Below are 16,621 nucleotides of genomic sequence, written 5' to 3'. Positions count from 1 at the left end.
TTAGAAACTGCGTACGTATGCCAGCTTCTGGTCCATCTCTTCCACGCATTCATAACAGTCATGCTCATCATTGGCTACCATCGGAGTGACCGGATACAGATTCATCTCTGTACTGTTGTAGGATTTCAACAACGGCAGCAGCTGAGTCACCCGTGTGTTGGCCGGATCAAGCCAGGTATTGATCTCATCTGCGGACAGAATTGCTGGCATTTTGCTGCCAAACTCACGTGTAACCATGTTCGCCCCTGCCATCAGCATCGTACAAGTACGCAGCGGCTGTTTACGTGTATCTTTCCACACCTCATATAATCCCGCAATGCCAAATAATCCGCGATCCGGCATAACCACACGCACCGCATAGCTCTTCTTGCCTTCCTGCCGCCAGTAATACAGACCATTACAAGGAATAACGCAGCGCTTTGTCTCTACAAGCTTGTAGTAGGCTGGATTCTCATGCACCGTCATGAGATTGGCATTGACTGCATCGCGACCCCAGAACGGAATGAATCCCCAGCGAAACTCGTCCAGCACCCGTTCACCATCCTGATGCAAAATAATCGGCGTATGCTGGGTTGGGCTAATGTTGTAGCGGTTTTTGTAATAATACATGACCCGTTCAATCTTGAAATGATCTCTGACCTCATCCAAATCGGCTGCCAATGAAAAACGGTTACACATGTTCAACGCTTCCTTTCCCTGTGTGAAGTTGAATGTATTGTTTGTTATTGCAGGGAAATTATGCATGCACATATGGACAGCAATCGACTTTTTCAGACGAAAATAAGGTCTAATTCAGCAGAATCCATTGTTTTTATCACGAAAACAAAGACTTAAGACTCATTTCAACGGATCTATTCTTTGTTACTATAACAGAGAAAAAAATACAATTATTGGAGGTTTTAAGTATGAAAAGGAAGTTTCTCATGAGCATCATGTTGTTCTCGGCTATTGCGATGTTCGGCAGTACCATCTATGCGGCAACCTTTCTAACCTACGGCTACCCCAGCTCGACGATTCCAATTCGTACTTACAATTATACCTCTACGTGGCAAACCCCCATGGATGCTTCCCTCACCAATTGGAACAATGCCGGCGCCAAAGTTCAGTTTACCAAAACAAGCAACTCTTCTAACACCATTACGGCCGGAAATTTTAACAACACTGCATATGGCGTCAACTACGCTTCCGTATCTGGCAGTCAGGTCGTAAGCTTCCGCATTGAATTGAATGCAACCACCATTACGGCTGACGCAACCAACTTGTCCAATTTTATTCAAAGCGTGTTCGTTCATGAGCTCGGACATTCAGTCTGGCTTGGAGACAACCCAACCACCACCAGCCCTTCCATCATGCTGTACTCCCGCAACCGAAACACAATGACTAAACCTCAAACCTTTGATATCAACAATGTCAGATCCAAGTATTAATCCGCTATTCTCATACCCCTAAATCCAAGGAGGATTTCTACCCATGAAAAAAATTCGAGTATTGACGCTGCTTGCCTCTTCCATTTTCATTCTCTCTGCCCTAGGTTGCTCTTCAGATCCGACAAATACAGCTGCCACCAAGGATGAACCGATTACAATGATTGCTTCTGAGGACTTCCCAAGTTACTCAACCATCGGCGATCTCTCCGAGCGAGCAAACACCATCGTTAGAGGCAGTGTCATCCAAACACGGGTTGAAGCCTTGAACGACATGGTACAAGCCCCGGCTGTAAACGAAAGCGCTCTGGATGAGTCATCGAACCCGGGCGGTGAGGACATGGTTTCTTTTGATAAAATCTATACCATTTATACGATTAAGGTTGCTGAATCCTTCAAGGGAACACATGCAGCCGGGGATACTATTGAAGTGAAACAGCTTGGCGGACAGCTTGGCAATACCGAGATTATTAACGATGACAACATCAAATTCGTACCCACCAAAGATTATGTGCTTTTCCTCGAAACGTATGAGGACACCCCCGCAAGCCTGCTGAATTCTGTGCAAAGCCTGTATGTGGTCAAACCCGCAGCCAAATCCAATCAACCAGGCGAGCAGCAATCGAAGTCCGAAATCATCATGAGCGCCAACCCTGAGAATGATCTCACGCTAAGCATCGACGAGCTGCAGGAAATACAGAGCGAAGAACGGAACAAATAACCTCATTGGACATGTTTTATCTCTCCCTCCTACTGTTCAGTCATACATCTCACAAACCAAACGTGCCGCTCAGCAGAACTGAGCAGCACGTTTTTTGGCCTTATTGGCGTTAGGGGCGTTAGGGGCGATTATGTTAAACCTCTCTCTTCCCCTCTTCCAGAGGTGTACATTAATCTGAACTGCTGCGGAGTCATTCCGATATAGTCTCGAAACATGCGAATAAAATAACTGCTGTGCGTAAATCCGCACTGAGAAGCAATTTGTTTTACGGACAATCCCGAGTCTACGAGCATTCTCTTCGCAACCAGAATGCGGCAATCCAGCAGATACCTGCCGGGTGGAACACCCATGATGCTCTTGAACATGCGATTAAAATAATACACACTATATCCCGCTGTACCCGCCATATCAGCAAGACTGAGCGGCTGTGTGCAATGACGCCGGATATAATCGGCGGTGGAACGAATCGTCTCCTGATGGTTCAGCAAAGACGTCCTTTCCAGTGACTCCGAATTACGGGACAGTTGAGACAGCAACTCGTATAGCACGGCAGATAGTTTGGGTTCATGAACGCTCTCATACGTTCCCCCAAGCTGACACAATTGTTCGTGCAGTGCAGCAAAGCGCTCGGATCCCGAGAATGAAAAGAGCCAGACTTTATCCGGACTGCGCAGGTCCAGCAATCGCTCCAGATCATGGGCTTGCAGGTGAATCCATCTTACGTCCCAAGGATCAGCTGGATCGGCATGATAATGCTGGGCTTGTCCCGGTGCGTATAGAAAACCTTGTCCAGCCATCAAATGGACGGCTCCCTGATCTGTTTTGACATACCCTTGTCCTCTGAAAACCAGATGTAAATTGTATTCCCGTATCCCGTCTGGACGATGCTCCCTATGCTCCGGATCGTTGTATCTTCCATAAGCGACGGGATAACATGCATACCCCGCAAAGCCGGGCTCAGGCATAAACCAGTGTGTCCTCATTTTTTCACCTCCCGTTTGTAATAGCAAGATCATGATATCCTATCGCAACATGTTATTATATTCCCCTTTAAATATCCAGTATACAATGATGTGTATACGAAGAATATTCACAAGATCATGATGCATCGAACATCTTCTACACCGTAACTTTTTAATACAAATTCATATTTTCAGACCAAAGGAGAACAGCGTATATGAACACAAACCGTCCCGTACAAGTGGGCGTTGATTATTATCCCGAGCATTGGGCCCCAGCCATGTGGGAGCAGGATGCCCGTCTAATGGCCAAAAGCGGTGTACAGATTGTCCGTGTGGGTGAATTCGCATGGAGCCGAATGGAGCCTGCAAACGGCCAATTTCAGTGGGGATGGCTTGATCAGGCGATCGATACCCTTCATAGACATGGACTCCAGGTCGTCATCGGAACGCCAACCATGACACCACCACGCTGGCTTACCGCACAATGCCCGGATATCCTGCCTGTCCTTCCACATGGGCAAACGTATCATGAAGGAGTCCGCGGCCACCGCTGTTACAACAGCCCGAGCATGCGAAAATACAGTTCACGAATAGTACAGAAATTGACCGAGCGTTATGCAAGGCATCCGGCCGTGATTGGCTGGCAGACAGATAATGAGTTCAGTTTCACGGATTGTCAGTGCTCCGCTTGTGCGGACGCTTTTCGCAAATGGGTTCGTTCCCGTTACAACACGCTGGAGCAGCTCAACCAAGCTTGGGGAACAGTTATATGGAGTGGAGAATACAGCGATTGGGAACAAATCACGCCACCATATGGCGGCTCGCCGTTTCAGAATCCTTCATTCCTGCTGGATTACTCCCGGTTTCAATCGGATTCCATTGCTTCTTTTCAACATCTTCAACTGGAGATTATCCGTTACAATGGTCCTGAACATTTTGTCACGCATAATTTTCACAGCTATCCGCAAAAGGCAGATCAATATAAAATTGCTCAGGAGCTGGACTTTGCTTCCTTTGATTACTACCCGAACCCCTCACCGAACAAGACCGAAACAGCCCCTTACAGCGGCGCATTGGCTCTGGATCTGACACGAGGCATCAAACGTCGCAATTTCTGGATCATGGAGCAGCTTAGCGGACCTCCGGGATGCTGGTTTCCGATGTGGCGTACCCCGAAGCCCGGCTTTCTGCGTGCTTACTCGTGGCAGACTATCGCCCGCGGAGCTGATGCGGTTGTACATTTCCGCTGGCGCAGCGCAACAGGCGGAGCCGAACAATTTTGGCATGGCCTTATCGATCACAGCAACGTTCCGGGGCGACGGTTTAAGGAATTCCAACAGTTGTGCACCGAAGTAAACAAACTCGGGGAACGTCTGCAAGGCTCTACACTGCATAACGAAGTTGCCATCCTGCATTCGCATGACCAGTTAAATGCGCTTCAGATTCAACCCCAAGCCGAAGGACTGGAGTACTACGAAAATATGAAAGTGTGGCATCGTGCCTTGACCAAATTAGGAATCAGTACGGATGTTATCCATTCCTCGGAAGCGCTGGATGGCTACAAAATGATCATTGCGCCACACTTGTATTTGCTGGATGAAAACACAGCAAATCGTTTGCAAGGTTTTGCTGCGGCTGGTGGTATATTGGTCTTAACGCATCGCTCCGGTGTCAAGAACGATAACAACGTCTGTGTCATGGCATCGCTTCCAGGTTTGTTGTCTGCTTGTTCTGGCGTGCGCGTTACCGAATATGATCCTGTCGGTGTTGACCCGATTCAGATCCGTGACGAGCAAGGCCATACATACGCCGCTTCACAATGGGCTGATGTTCTCGAACTGAGCACAGCACAGGCGATTGCGGTTTATGCGGATCAATTTTATGCCGAAAGTGCGGCGGTCACCCGAAACAGCTGGGGCAAGGGTGAAGTCTATTATGTGGCTACGCAGCCCGAAGAAGCTTACTTGAGCCAATTATTGCGAACCATCGGCGAACAGGGCAGCCTGTCCGAGATTCAATCCTTGCCAGACGGTGTCCAGGTGACAACCCGTTCAGGACCGAATGGAACGTTTCGTTTTATTCTGAATTTAAGCCCTCAGCCTGCCTCCATTTCGCTGAAAGCCTCATACACCAGTGCACTGGACGGAAATACTAAAGGCCCTCTGCTGGAACTGGGGCCCTATGATATTGAGATTTTGGAGATTCAATAATAAATAAACAGATAGGCAGTGTATGACCAAATGGAACCATGAAAAGGCCCGGATCTGCACCTAAAGTGCACCCGGGCCTTTAACCACTGGCAGAAACGTTAAGAAGTATAACTTGATTATGATTGGATAAAGTCAGCTATGGAGCGAACCTGGATGGCCCCCGCCTCGGAAACAGCACCATCAGATCCCTGTAATGCCGCTCTGGATGTGAACTTAACCTTCACTGGAATGCCAGGAATGAGGTCGAAGAAATTGTCTGAGAATACACCTTCTGCCTCTGTAGAAATCCACACTTGTTTGGCAAGCACATCACTTTCCAGGACCAAATGTACGCCATCGTTCTCAGTCACTTCGATTACCTTAATTTGCACTGGTTGCAGTGCAAGATCCTTCGATGGTACAAAATAATGCTCCTGTACGATGTCGGCTGCCCCATCCTGCTTCAGATCAATGCGCAGCAATGTAGTTGCAGCATCACGACCTTCCAGCCATTCAGCCTGACTCAATGACAGCACCTGTTGACCAGAGTTGGATGCCAGAGCGATTTCATGCTCTTCATCACGGTATACCGTGCCATCAAAGCCGATTAGGCGCAGCTGAAGTTTCCCTTTCACAGGTTCAAGCTGATCCGAGATCAGAAAAATATCCGTCACATCTTGCTTCGTGCCATCTACCGAAACCAAGACATCGCTGAAGCTGCGTTTGGCGTAATATTGCAATGCTTTCCAGCGGCCAAAGTAGTCCATCCCCGCCCATGATGCTACCGGCCAGCAATCGTTCATCTGCCAATAGAGCGTTCCCATACAGAACGGTTTGCGGCGACGGTGAGCCTCAATGGCTGTTTTCATCGCTTCAGCCTGAAGCACCTGGCTCATATAGAGGAAGGAAGGGAAATCCTTAGGTTCATGCATGTACATGTCCATGTATTGTTTGATCAGACGATTACCCGCCCCGTTCTTTTGATGCGCCAGCATCACGTCAGACTCCAGCGCCAGGTCCTCCTCCTCTGCATACTTGCGAACCGAATCATATTCAGGGAAGGACTGGAAGCCATATTCACTCATGAAGCGTCCCACATGAACGTTGTAGTTCTCAAATGGCTCCACATTATGCCATACACCCCAATAGTGGATATCCCCTTCTGACGTGGATGGATGGGCATGCTGTTTCTCGTCTCCCGACAGGGATACGAGTGGCGAAGAAGGCCAGTAATCCACACCAGGAGCATAGGCTTCCACCACTTCCGGCAAAAGATCATGGAAAATGGCTTCGTAATCCGCCCAAATGCGTTCCTTCTGCTCTTCGTTGTAATCTTTCTTCCAACCCCAGCCGCCATCCTCAATGTAATGAGCCCATGCGGAATCAATCTCGTTATTGCCACACCACAGCACGATGCTTGGATGATTGCGCAGACGTTTTACATTATCAATCGCCTCATGCTTCACACTGTTCAGGAAAGCCTCGTCTCCAGGATACATGCTGCAAGCAAACATAAAATCCTGCCATACGAGCAAACCATATTCGTCACACAACTCGTAGAACACGTCTTCTTCATAGAAGCCACCACCCCATACACGGAGCATATTCATATTCGACTCGGCAGCTGACACAATCTCATGCAGATAACGCTCACGTGTGACTTCTGTAATGAAGCTATCATTTGGAATGTGATTTGCACCTTTGGCAAAGACAGCAACTCCGTTTAATTCAAAATAAAAGGAGGCTCCTGCTTCATCTTGATCACGAACCAGACGTATGGAACGAATGCCCGTTTTCACCGTGGACTCAGCCACTACTTGCTCTCCCTGAATCACTTCCGTTAGGAAGAAATACATATGCGGGTCACCCAGTCCGCGGCTCCACCACAGCTTCGGTTCATCTATGGAGATTGGAACCTCCACAGTCTGGACGCCTGGTTTCAACGTTACAGCCTGCTCCCAGCTCTGTCCGTCCGTTCCTACTCGAATAACCGTTTCTATTACTTGCGCAGACTCTACTTCCACGACCGCAGTCAGAGAAGCGGAAGCAGCGGTTACTTCTTTTTGCTGGATAAAAACATCATTAATCCGTACGTCGGTCCATCCTTCGAGACGCGCTTCGCGCCAGATTCCGCTGGTTACAAAACGTGGACCCCAGTCCCAGCCATAATGATACGGGGCTTTCCGGGCAAAAATACTCACTCTTTTGTCGCCTAGTCCCCCCACATCAGATTGATCATTCGATGCAGGCAGAGCATATCCGAGCTTCTCCAGCTTCGGCAGGTCTTCATTTATTGGGGAACGAAAACGTATTCGGAGGATGTTGCCACTTGCCTTTACAACCGATTTCACGTCAGCTGTCCACACCCGGAACATATTATCCGCCGACAACACATGCTGTTCATTCACGTACACATCGGCATACGTATCCAGACCATCAAAGACCAGCTCCAGATACTGCTGTGACAGCAGTGCTTCATTAATGTCAAATTCGGTACGATATTCCCAGTCTTTCTTGTCGACCCATTGAATTTCCTTTTCGTTAGTTCCATAGAAGGGGTCTGGTATCTTACCCAATTTCAGCAAATCCGTATGCACACAGCCGGGCACTTGAGCCGGCATCCACTCCTGATCCTCACAAGCCTTGAACGTCCAATTCTGAAATGTCTGCGATTGTATTTTGCTCATGACAGCCTCCGTTATCGTTGAAGTTGTTTGGAAAACAATTTGTTAGGTTTTGTTATTATAAAAACAAATAACTTACAAAACAAAATTAACATGATATGCTCAATTCAGTCAATCTGTTTTGTGATTTATTTCTAAAAACCTTTTTATCCAAACAAAAAAGACATGAAGCCTTATCTCTCCATGTCTTTTCACCCCATAATTATATAGAATGGTGCGTGCTATCCTTGGCATTCCAGAACCGCGTTCGTTCACTTCATTGCAAAATAGCATTGTACTCATCACGAATGATTAATTCCGAATAAATCAGCTTTCTTTCAAAAGGCCCGTCCGGCTGCTCCATGCGCCACAATAGCTGGTCCACCGCCCGCCTGCCCATGTTCTCCTTGTCAATATGAACCGTAGCAAGAATAGGCTCTTCTGAACGTGTATTGTCGAACCCGGTTACTGCACAGCGCTCCGGCACCTCGATGCCCCTGCCTTGGAGTGCACCAATCACAACAGCAGCCATATGATCGTTCGCACATACCATCACTTCGGGGATGTCTTCCATCTGCATGGCGGCGATGGATTCCCGAATGTGATCCAGATCGGGTCCCAGCAAATCTGCTTGCTGCGTGACTTGCAGCTGCATCTCTTCCAGTACCGAACGATAGCCGAGCCATCGCTCTCTGAAACTGGCTGCATCAGGCAATTCTCCAGCAAACTGCAGCCGCCTGTAGCCCTTACCAACGAGCATCAGCACCAGTTCCTTCATACATTTCATGTTGTCTGTAAACACCGTATCTCCATGGATGGCCGGGTCTTCATGATCAACCATCACTAGCGGAATATGCAGTCGATAGATTTCGAGTAATACAGATGTGGAAATGGAGCCAACGGTAATAATTCCGCTGATGGCTTCGGGATTAAGCACCGAAAACATGCGATCCGAGGAAGGTTCCGTCAAGGTCAGAATATCCATGCCCTTCTCATTCAGGCGTGCAGATATTCCGTCAAATATGGGCCCCCAGTACAGGGAGGAACGATTCTGCGAACGAATGTTGGGGAACAAGATCAGAATAGTTCCCTGTCTATCCAGCTTCATCTCCTGTTCAACTGGGGTTTCCGCCAGATAACGCTTCGGTTCGGTTTTGAAATATCCGAGCTGCCCCGCCGTTCTGACAATCATCTCCCGGGTATGTTCACTGACACCAGGTTTGCCCGTCAACGCACGGGAGACTGCGAATTTGGATACCCCCGCAGCATCGGCAATTTGCTGCATGGTTACTCTTTTGCCCATCCTACTCACCCGTTTTTCCTTATTTTTTCATTAAGTGTAGCATAATAAAAGGGATTCAACAAAACATGTTATTAAAAACTTTATTTTGTTAGGTTGATTTGCTAGGGATTCTACATCTCTCTCGGATAAAATAACAAAAAAAGTTCCTCCACCACCTTCACCATGAAGATGATGGAAGAACTCTTCCTTTATCTCAAAATTATACGCCAGTTGCTCCCTGTTCTCCCAGTTCGGTCTGTAATGCCGTCCGCTTTCTGCGCCATAATAACGGATATGGGACTCTGATCTCCATAATCAGAACACCAATGAGCATCAGTGCTGCACCCGCATACCCTTGTAGGGTAAGGGACTCCCCTTGAAAAGTAAACGCAAATGCTGCGGCGAACAGCGGTTCGAGGGAAAAGATCAGACTCGTTCTCGTTGGTGAAGCATGCCGCTGGGCAAGAGTCTGCAAAATGTAGCCAATGCCGCTGCACAGGACCCCAAGACCCAGAATGGCAGCCCAAGATTGCGGCGTGTCGGGCAGACGCGGTGTCTCCAGCAGAAATGTAGCAGCCAACCCCCACAGGGCTGCAACGCCCAGTTGAACCGTACCCAGGGTTAGCGGATCATGCTTCGGAGTATACTTGCCAGCAATCATAATGTAGATCGCGTACATGAATGCTGCGAGAATGCAGAAGATATCCCCCATATGCAGGCTAAGCTCATATTGTAACGTCAACAATGCAAGCCCGGTTACCGCCACGAGAATACTTATGGTTAACCGCAAATCTGGCAATCTTCGATGCAAAATTGTCGTCAGGATAGGCACGAAGATCACTGCCAAACTGATCAGAAATCCCGCCTGCGAAGCCGTTGTGCGCTGAACTCCATAAGTGATCAATACAAAGGCCGCGAATAACGCTGTTCCCATAATAGCCCCTGCCACAAGCGTTCTGCGATCCATTCGGAACAGTCGCCGATGGAAAAGGACAGCTGCCGCGATAAAGGCAATGCCAAACCGGAATGCGACCAAATTCAGCTCCTGCATGGACTCCAGTCCGGATTTCATAAACAGATAGGATGATCCCCATATTACCGTTGCGAGCAGCATCTGCAAATCCGCTCTTCTTGATGCCTGACCTTGTGGTGCACGTACTCCGTTCATCTTGCTTCTACCTTCATTCTATGTATTGTAATCGATCCGAGGCTCTCTCGAACTAACTCGCCTTGGCAAGTATAAACGATTGCTTTGCATTATAAAAATGAATATTTATAATAGGTAATATGAAATAAACTCATGTATAAAATGAAGAGAGGAACGGGATCTTTCATGTCATTGGTCAAATATGAAATTTTGAATGCCGTAGTGGAATACGGCAGCCTTACGAAAGCAGCAGAAGCACTGAATATTACCCAATCCGCGGTCAGTCATGCCATCGCGAGTCTGGAGACCGAGTGCGGATTTTCGCTGCTGAATCGAGGCCGCTCCGGTGTACGAATGACCACCGAAGGGGAACGCATTCTGGGCTATACTCGTGAAATTCTGCGCTGGACGGAACGGATGAACCAGGAAATTTCATTAATTCGCGGCGCCGAGGTTGGAACCGTGCGCATTGGCACATTCGCCAGTGTATCCACACAGTGGCTGCCTGGCATCCTGAAGCAATTTCGCCTGCGTCATCCCGGAATCGAAATTAAGCTGTGGGAAGGGGACTATGCAGAAATTGAAGGCTGGCTGGCCGGAGGCGCCATCGATCTCGGCTTTCTGTCCCTTGGTGATTCTTCGCCTTTTGAAACCATTCCATTGCAAAAAGACAGGATGATGTGCATCCTACCTTTGGAGCATCCACTTGCTACGGAGAGATCGGTCTCATTTGACGTATTGCTGGAGCAGCCCTTTATTCTGCCCAAATGGGGCGGTGACAACGAAATTGAACGATTGATTCGACAGCATGCAGCCAAGCTGAATGTGGTCTATGAAGTTGCAGAGGACCAAGCCATTATGGCAATGGTTCGAAACGGACTTGGTATTAGCCTCTTACCTGAAATGGTTCTTCAACACCATACAAACGAGCTCGCTCTCGTTCCAGTCACTGGAGATCCTTATCGTACGATTGGCATCGCTTGCCCTTCGCTCACTAATCTGTCCCCTGCTTCGCGTCGTTTCATTGAAGCTGTACAGGAATGGCTAACTCCATCGTTATAATCTGTGAACCGCCATCCTGATCACCTACTCCCACACCCGGTCCAGCTGATCTGCATAGAATCGGATGGCTCTGCTGTAATCGGTTATTCCCTTATCCCCTGATGTATCTGCCAGTTGCACCAGCAGCCGCTTCATGGCCTCTGCATGCTCGCCCAGATTGTAGAGCACCATGGCTAGAAAAACTTCAAATTCCCGGTTCTCCGGGAATTCACTTATCCCCTTTTCAAACCAGGTCTTCGCCTGCTCGTATTGTCCCAAAGTTCGATACGTGCTGCCTAGTCCAAGGATGGCCCCTGCCCTGTCCTCACCTGGAAGTCCAAGACTTAGAGCCTGTTCGTAATGTGTTACCGCTTCCCGCTCCAATCCAATTGAATCATGCGCCCAAGCCAGCTGATACCATACCTGTGCGTTCTCCGGTTCTTGCAAGGCCAGTTTCTGCAACAGCTCGATCGCCTCCTGCACCTTCCCCTCTTGTCGCCAGAGAATAGCCTGCTTCACATCACTCATAATCCCACTTCCTGTTCATTCATCATCTGTTTCATTTGTAGAAATCATTCAATCATTATAACAAAAAAACACCCCGGGAAATATGCGGAACAACCAGAGGTTGTCCAAGCATATTCCATACAGCGTGCTTTTTCATTTCGTAATCTCGTTTCGTAATTTGCGTAAGAAAGCCAACCACTCTGACATCATCCATTTTAGTAATTACAAAATGGATGCTTCGCTCAGGACCAGGTCGTATTCGCTACCATCACTATAAATACAACCATTAGATAATTGACAGAGATCAAAAAGTTAACCTTTGCCCATTTTTCGTCATCCTGTGTTTTGAGTCCGCTTAGGGTGTGTACAAACCAGATGAGGCTTCCAAGACCGGAGACAAGCAGGAACACAAGCCCAACGTAGTTATAGTAATACAGTAGAAATACAGCAGGAAGCAACAGAAAAACGTAAGGAATCATCTGAAACTTGGTACGTTTGACGCCCTTGACTACGGGTAAAAGCGGGAAACCTGCTGCACGATATTCCTCCACTTTGCGAATCCCGAGAGACCAGAAGTGAGGCGGCTGCCATAGAAATAACAGTGCAAAGAGCAGCCAGGCACCCACATCGATCTGATTAGTAACTGCGCAATAACCGATTACAGGCGGCATAGCACCTGCAATTCCGCCAAGTGAAGTGCTCCAGGTCGAACTGCGTTTGAGCCACATCGTGTAAATCACGATATAAGCAAACCACCCGAGCAATGCCATCCATGCGGACAACGGATTAACCAGGAAGTACAGCAGCGCCACACCGGCCACACCAAGAGCAAGGCCATACCCGAGTACAAACTTGGGCTTGAGATGGTTGATGTATTCAATCCGTTTTTTGGTACGCTCCATCTTCTGGTCCAATTCACGGTCCCAGTAGTTGTTAATCACACAAGCTGATGCGATGACCAGAGTTGATCCAATTAACACCATGAGGAGAGATATCCATGAGATATCCCATTTTGAAGCGACCCAGAACCCTACCGCCACCGCAAATACATTTAGCCGCAAAAGTCCGGGTTTCGTTAATGCGATCATGTCTTTAAGCATGAGAAGCCTCCTGAACTATGTAAAAACACCATTCCTATAATGATACCTGTACATACCATGAATTACAATCTCCTTCATGAATTTGTCATAACCAAAAAGCATTCCTCCCGGTATGGAACCAGAGGAATGCTTAACCATTAAAAGTTGAATTTGATTTTATGGAATGTACTGCTGTACAATTTTGATCACTTTTCCGTCTTGTACAGTGAGGTGATACGGGAATATGGACAGATCGAGCAGATTCGTATTGTCATACAAGGATTCGAACTTGCTGAGCGCAACTGGCTCATTCCATTGAATGTTGGTGCCCTGCACCGTACCGTCACGATCATACAACTGCATCAACACTTCAGCATTAGCACTGACTTCCACCTTTTCCTGCTCTTTGCTGTCGTTGACGATATAATATCCATCAGGAGCACCATCTATACCGGAGTCTGGATTCCGTTGTTCAAAAACTTTATCAGCCTCTGTCCCTTGGTACCAGCCAATCTTGTCTACAATTAAGTATAATTTACCGTCTTCATGCTGTATGTCATCCACATACGCTGTAAACATCTCGGAGTTTGCAGCCTGAGCTTCTTTGGCGGATGCCTGCACAGGGTCCGTGCTCTCCTCAGCGTTCGCTGGTGTAAGCAAATATGTAGCAAGCACAATCATGCCAAGCAATGCAACAGCCGCACCCAGCAATCGTAATTTCCATTGTTTCGCCGCGTTCTTCATAGGCAGCATCTCTCCTTATTATGAACGATAGTATTCCTTAACCGGAAGGCTTCTCCTTCAAACGCTCATATGAAATATTTAATTCTGTTTTCTACTCTCCCTATCATAATGGGTATGCCAATTATAAAAGTATCAGCCAGATGAAAAATAGTTACAATACATGTCATCAGTTCTGTACCGAGCATCTTAACAAAAGAAGAGCAACATAAACCAAAAAGAAACCCTGAATGTCATGGCATCCAGAGTCTCTATTGGCTTAGCTTTTGGTTTCAGCTCGATCTTAGTGATTCGGAGCCGATCCCTGAGCCAGACGTACAAGCATATGAGCCAACATATGGCGTTCTTCTTCTTTCCCGACGTTCCACAACTCCTGCAGCAACTTCTCTTCACGGTTACGCGGCTCTTCCCGGGCTGCCAAATAATCGGCCACCTTCTCGGCAATTTTGGCCATCTGTTCTTCGCCAAGCCCAATCGATTCTCCCATTGCAATTCGTTTGCCCAGATATTCTTTGAAAGAATCAAAATTCTGTAAAATCTGTTGTCTTTCTTCGGGTGCAATCTTGTCAATCGCATTGTCTACCTTGTCCGTTGAAACCTGGCCATCTTTGTGGATAACATGATCATGTTCATTCATTTGAAAAACCTCCTTGAGAATATTCGCTTTTGGGGAGTAAGCAAAATGCTTAATCATACCAAGTTATCTATAATATAAACTTCTCGCTGGAGATTAATCAGACCATTTCTATCCTTTAGCAAATATCATCAGCCATCTGTTGCTTCATCAGAGATGCTTCGAAATCGCCATACTGCCAGTGCTCCCCACATATACAGCATGGCACTCAGATAAAATAATACATCGATTGTCAGCCAATCGATCAGCACACCACCTACAATTACGGCCAACCCTGACGCGGCGGATGTCCAGAAATGATAATTGCCGACAGCTGGGCCCCGTTGTCCGGCTACCGTATAATCGGCGAGCAGCACCCGTTCACTCATCCGTTGCATCGCATTACATATCCCCATGATAATTTGCAGCAGAAGGACCCAGATGTAGGATATGACCCATGGAAATGCAATCATGGCCCCAGCCATCCCCACTGCACTTACGATGAGCCAATGTTTGGCTTGTCGATCCATCCGGGGAGCGAGCCATTGCGAAGCAGCTGCAGAGCTAATCGTAAACACGGCAAAGGCAAGCCCGTATTTGGAGAAGCTGTTGCCCAGATTTTTGAGAAACAACAGATAATAGGGATAAATCATACCCGAAGCGAGGGTAACGATACTTTGAGATCGAATAAGCCACTTGATATTCATGGACGATTTCCTCCATATTCCTCCATAAAATAGTTCATAAAGAGATGATTGGGGTCAAACTTTTCTTTAGCTGCAAAAAACTCATTCATTCGCGGATAGGCCTGTTCGAATTGCTCTGAAGTCGCATAACCTGCATAGGGCAGGTAATATGTTCCGTTATATCGAAGGACGGCATCCATTAATTGCTGCATGCTGTTCTTGAACTTTCCTTGTTCTGCCTCGGACAATGAAGCGTGAAATAAACAGACTAGACCGAACATATCCTGCGTTGCATATGAAAGCACAGCCTCTTCATCATGTTTCACATACCTGACTGTAATGTTAAGCAGATCCAACTGCTCCTGGGAAACAATCTCTCCCATCTCCTGAACAAATGCCGGGAAGGCATTCACCGGAATAAAATATTCCTGCAACAGATCATTTTCGCCCGGCTGATGATACTCCATGAAAGCAGACGCTGAAGCCATGGCATTGTTGCGGCTAACCCTCTTGCCATCCTGGGACTCGAAGTAACGCTGTTGCAGAGGCCAAAACCACGCCCGGCCCCACTCGAATTCACGGTTCAGGTTGAACAGGAGTTTGCTGGGAAGTACGCCCCTTTCGCGTTCATCCAGATGATTATAATCCTCTAGTGAAGCCGTTGGATCAAGCGCATAATTCAGTGCGTACATATCACGAAAGTAGCCTTCACCAGGCTGAATTGAAATTCGGGCCAGATGCATTCGCATCATCGGATCTCCAAGAACAATCTTTTGAAAATAAGACGGGTAGTCCCTAGCCAGCACCTGCTCCGTCGTAAGAGGGTAGACTTCATCATCCGTTAATGTCAGAGTAACGTCCAGAATCAGGCCAAAAAGTCCATATCCTCCAAGCACAAGCGGGAAAAGTTCGGCATTCTCGGTGCGGCTCACGTGCCGAATCTGACCATCTGCTGTCAAGAGACGAAAAGAATCCACACTTTGAATCAAGGAACCCTGATGAAGCTCCCGACCATGTGCATTTACACTGATGGACCCGCCTACCGTAAAAATATTCTGGGACTGCATATTTTTGATGGACAATCCATACGGATTAATGGCTCGCTGTACGTCAGCCCAGGTTGCCCCTGCCTGTACACGGACCTTTTTGGCATCAGCATTAACCTCTAGCACTTTATTATAAGAGGTCATATCGATGACAATCCCGTCTTTATAATAGGTGTGTCCTCCCTGACTATGACGCTGCCCGGCAATGGATATCGTCAGATTTCGCTTTCGTGCATCCTCAAGCAGTTCAACAAACTGCTGTTCTTCACGACCTTCCACAATACGTTCAACCTTAACCGGATGAAGGCGGCTGTAGTCGGTAATCAGATAAGGATTCTGATCATCGCTATCCGTTCTCCAATATGTCCACACACATAAAACCAGAAGTAACAGGAGCATGCTCATTTTTTTGACCAGCTGAACTCCTCCTCCCTTACATTCAACGTTTCAATTTAATCCCATTGGTTAATCGTTTACATACACATTAAAGAGATTGGATATGTTAAGGAACACCTTAAAC

General features: G+C 47.4%; 15 protein-coding genes. 4 read left to right on the top strand and 11 right to left on the bottom strand.

Annotated features, from left to right (window positions below; all coding sequences use genetic code 11):
* Entirely contained in the window at nt 1-678 is a 678-nt protein-coding gene (locus P5G61_RS18705) for an SOS response-associated peptidase (protein WP_301247895.1), read from the bottom strand.
* Nucleotides 679-905: 227 nt separating this feature from the next.
* Here P5G61_RS18705 and P5G61_RS18700 point away from each other — a divergent pair, with 227 nt between their 5' ends.
* Nucleotides 906-1,427: a M57 family metalloprotease gene (locus P5G61_RS18700; RefSeq protein WP_301247893.1), complete on the top strand. Its 522-nt coding sequence runs from the start codon at nt 906-908 to the stop codon at nt 1,425-1,427.
* A 43-nt stretch (nt 1,428-1,470) separates the two neighbouring features.
* Nucleotides 1,471-2,145 (top strand): hypothetical protein, encoded by a 675-nt coding sequence (locus P5G61_RS18695; RefSeq protein ID WP_301247891.1) that lies wholly within the window; start codon nt 1,471-1,473, stop codon nt 2,143-2,145.
* 128 nt (nt 2,146-2,273) lie between these two features.
* Here the strand turns inward: P5G61_RS18695 and P5G61_RS18690 are convergent, their stop codons facing one another.
* A complete protein-coding gene (locus P5G61_RS18690) occupies nt 2,274-3,128 on the bottom strand; it encodes a helix-turn-helix transcriptional regulator (protein WP_301247890.1) in 855 nt (284 codons plus the stop codon).
* Nucleotides 3,129-3,322: 194 nt separating this feature from the next.
* Here P5G61_RS18690 and P5G61_RS18685 point away from each other — a divergent pair, with 194 nt between their 5' ends.
* Entirely contained in the window at nt 3,323-5,317 is a 1,995-nt protein-coding gene (locus P5G61_RS18685; protein WP_301247889.1) for a beta-galactosidase, read from the top strand.
* Between the two features lie 116 nt (nt 5,318-5,433).
* Here the strand turns inward: P5G61_RS18685 and P5G61_RS18680 are convergent, their stop codons facing one another.
* The 3 genes from P5G61_RS18680 to P5G61_RS18670 all read right to left on the bottom strand — a co-directional run bounded on the left by P5G61_RS18680 (nt 5,434) and on the right by P5G61_RS18670 (nt 10,409).
* The gene (locus tag P5G61_RS18680; protein ID WP_301247888.1) at nt 5,434-7,983 is read right to left on the bottom strand and encodes a beta-mannosidase; all 2,550 of its coding nucleotides are present in this window, start codon (nt 7,981-7,983) and stop codon (nt 5,434-5,436) included.
* A gap of 253 nt (nt 7,984-8,236) precedes the next feature.
* Entirely contained in the window at nt 8,237-9,262 is a 1,026-nt protein-coding gene (locus tag P5G61_RS18675; RefSeq protein WP_301247887.1) for a LacI family DNA-binding transcriptional regulator, read from the bottom strand.
* 199 nt (nt 9,263-9,461) lie between these two features.
* On the bottom strand, nt 9,462-10,409 hold the full coding sequence (locus tag P5G61_RS18670) for a DMT family transporter (protein WP_301247886.1): 948 nt from the start codon (nt 10,407-10,409) through the stop codon (nt 9,462-9,464).
* 165 nt (nt 10,410-10,574) lie between these two features.
* On the opposite strand from P5G61_RS18670, the gene P5G61_RS18665 reads away from it, so the two are divergent.
* Nucleotides 10,575-11,450 carry a LysR family transcriptional regulator gene (locus tag P5G61_RS18665; RefSeq protein WP_301247885.1) on the top strand — a complete coding sequence of 292 codons (876 nt, stop codon included), beginning with the start codon at nt 10,575-10,577 and terminating at the stop codon, nt 11,448-11,450.
* Nucleotides 11,451-11,474: 24 nt separating this feature from the next.
* On the opposite strand, the gene P5G61_RS18660 is transcribed toward P5G61_RS18665, so the two are convergent.
* The 6 genes from P5G61_RS18660 to P5G61_RS18635 all read right to left on the bottom strand — a co-directional run bounded on the left by P5G61_RS18660 (nt 11,475) and on the right by P5G61_RS18635 (nt 16,500).
* Nucleotides 11,475-11,957 carry a tetratricopeptide repeat protein gene (locus tag P5G61_RS18660; RefSeq protein WP_301247884.1) on the bottom strand — a complete coding sequence of 161 codons (483 nt, stop codon included), beginning with the start codon at nt 11,955-11,957 and terminating at the stop codon, nt 11,475-11,477.
* A 221-nt stretch (nt 11,958-12,178) separates the two neighbouring features.
* The gene (cyoE, locus tag P5G61_RS18655) at nt 12,179-13,036 is read right to left on the bottom strand and encodes a heme o synthase (RefSeq protein ID WP_301247883.1); all 858 of its coding nucleotides are present in this window, start codon (nt 13,034-13,036) and stop codon (nt 12,179-12,181) included.
* Nucleotides 13,037-13,192: 156 nt separating this feature from the next.
* A complete protein-coding gene (locus tag P5G61_RS18650) occupies nt 13,193-13,759 on the bottom strand; it encodes a hypothetical protein (RefSeq protein WP_301247882.1) in 567 nt (188 codons plus the stop codon).
* A gap of 280 nt (nt 13,760-14,039) precedes the next feature.
* Nucleotides 14,040-14,393 (bottom strand): DUF3243 domain-containing protein, encoded by a 354-nt coding sequence (locus P5G61_RS18645; protein WP_301247880.1) that lies wholly within the window; start codon nt 14,391-14,393, stop codon nt 14,040-14,042.
* Between the two features lie 128 nt (nt 14,394-14,521).
* A complete protein-coding gene (locus P5G61_RS18640; RefSeq protein ID WP_301247878.1) occupies nt 14,522-15,076 on the bottom strand; it encodes an MFS transporter in 555 nt (184 codons plus the stop codon).
* The gene (locus P5G61_RS18635) at nt 15,073-16,500 is read right to left on the bottom strand and encodes an FAD-binding oxidoreductase (RefSeq protein WP_301247877.1); all 1,428 of its coding nucleotides are present in this window, start codon (nt 16,498-16,500) and stop codon (nt 15,073-15,075) included. Before P5G61_RS18635 ends, P5G61_RS18640 begins: the two co-directional genes overlap by 4 nt.
* Nucleotides 16,501-16,621 lie beyond the last annotated feature (121 nt).

Source organism: Paenibacillus vandeheii (genome assembly GCF_030433635.1).
GTDB lineage: Bacteria > Bacillota > Bacilli > Paenibacillales > Paenibacillaceae > Paenibacillus > Paenibacillus vandeheii.
This window is presented reverse-complemented; position numbering and strand designations above follow the sequence as displayed.

Excerpts from the sequence above, each read along its gene's own strand:
- P5G61_RS18705 (WP_301247895.1), bottom strand. The coding sequence starts at position 678 with ATGTGTAACCGTTTTTCATTGGCAGCCGATTTGGATGAGGTCAGAGAT.
- P5G61_RS18700 (WP_301247893.1), top strand. The coding sequence starts at position 906 with ATGAAAAGGAAGTTTCTCATGAGCATCATGTTGTTCTCGGCTATTGCG.
- P5G61_RS18695 (WP_301247891.1), top strand. The coding sequence starts at position 1,471 with ATGAAAAAAATTCGAGTATTGACGCTGCTTGCCTCTTCCATTTTCATT.
- P5G61_RS18690 (WP_301247890.1), bottom strand. The coding sequence starts at position 3,128 with ATGAGGACACACTGGTTTATGCCTGAGCCCGGCTTTGCGGGGTATGCA.
- P5G61_RS18685 (WP_301247889.1), top strand. The coding sequence starts at position 3,323 with ATGAACACAAACCGTCCCGTACAAGTGGGCGTTGATTATTATCCCGAG.
- P5G61_RS18680 (WP_301247888.1), bottom strand. The coding sequence starts at position 7,983 with ATGAGCAAAATACAATCGCAGACATTTCAGAATTGGACGTTCAAGGCT.
- P5G61_RS18675 (WP_301247887.1), bottom strand. The coding sequence starts at position 9,262 with ATGGGCAAAAGAGTAACCATGCAGCAAATTGCCGATGCTGCGGGGGTA.
- P5G61_RS18670 (WP_301247886.1), bottom strand. The coding sequence starts at position 10,409 with ATGAACGGAGTACGTGCACCACAAGGTCAGGCATCAAGAAGAGCGGAT.
- P5G61_RS18665 (WP_301247885.1), top strand. The coding sequence starts at position 10,575 with ATGTCATTGGTCAAATATGAAATTTTGAATGCCGTAGTGGAATACGGC.
- P5G61_RS18660 (WP_301247884.1), bottom strand. The coding sequence starts at position 11,957 with ATGAGTGATGTGAAGCAGGCTATTCTCTGGCGACAAGAGGGGAAGGTG.
- cyoE (WP_301247883.1), bottom strand. The coding sequence starts at position 13,036 with ATGCTTAAAGACATGATCGCATTAACGAAACCCGGACTTTTGCGGCTA.
- P5G61_RS18650 (WP_301247882.1), bottom strand. The coding sequence starts at position 13,759 with ATGAAGAACGCGGCGAAACAATGGAAATTACGATTGCTGGGTGCGGCT.
- P5G61_RS18645 (WP_301247880.1), bottom strand. The coding sequence starts at position 14,393 with ATGAATGAACATGATCATGTTATCCACAAAGATGGCCAGGTTTCAACG.
- P5G61_RS18640 (WP_301247878.1), bottom strand. The coding sequence starts at position 15,076 with ATGAATATCAAGTGGCTTATTCGATCTCAAAGTATCGTTACCCTCGCT.
- P5G61_RS18635 (WP_301247877.1), bottom strand. The coding sequence starts at position 16,500 with ATGCTCCTGTTACTTCTGGTTTTATGTGTGTGGACATATTGGAGAACG.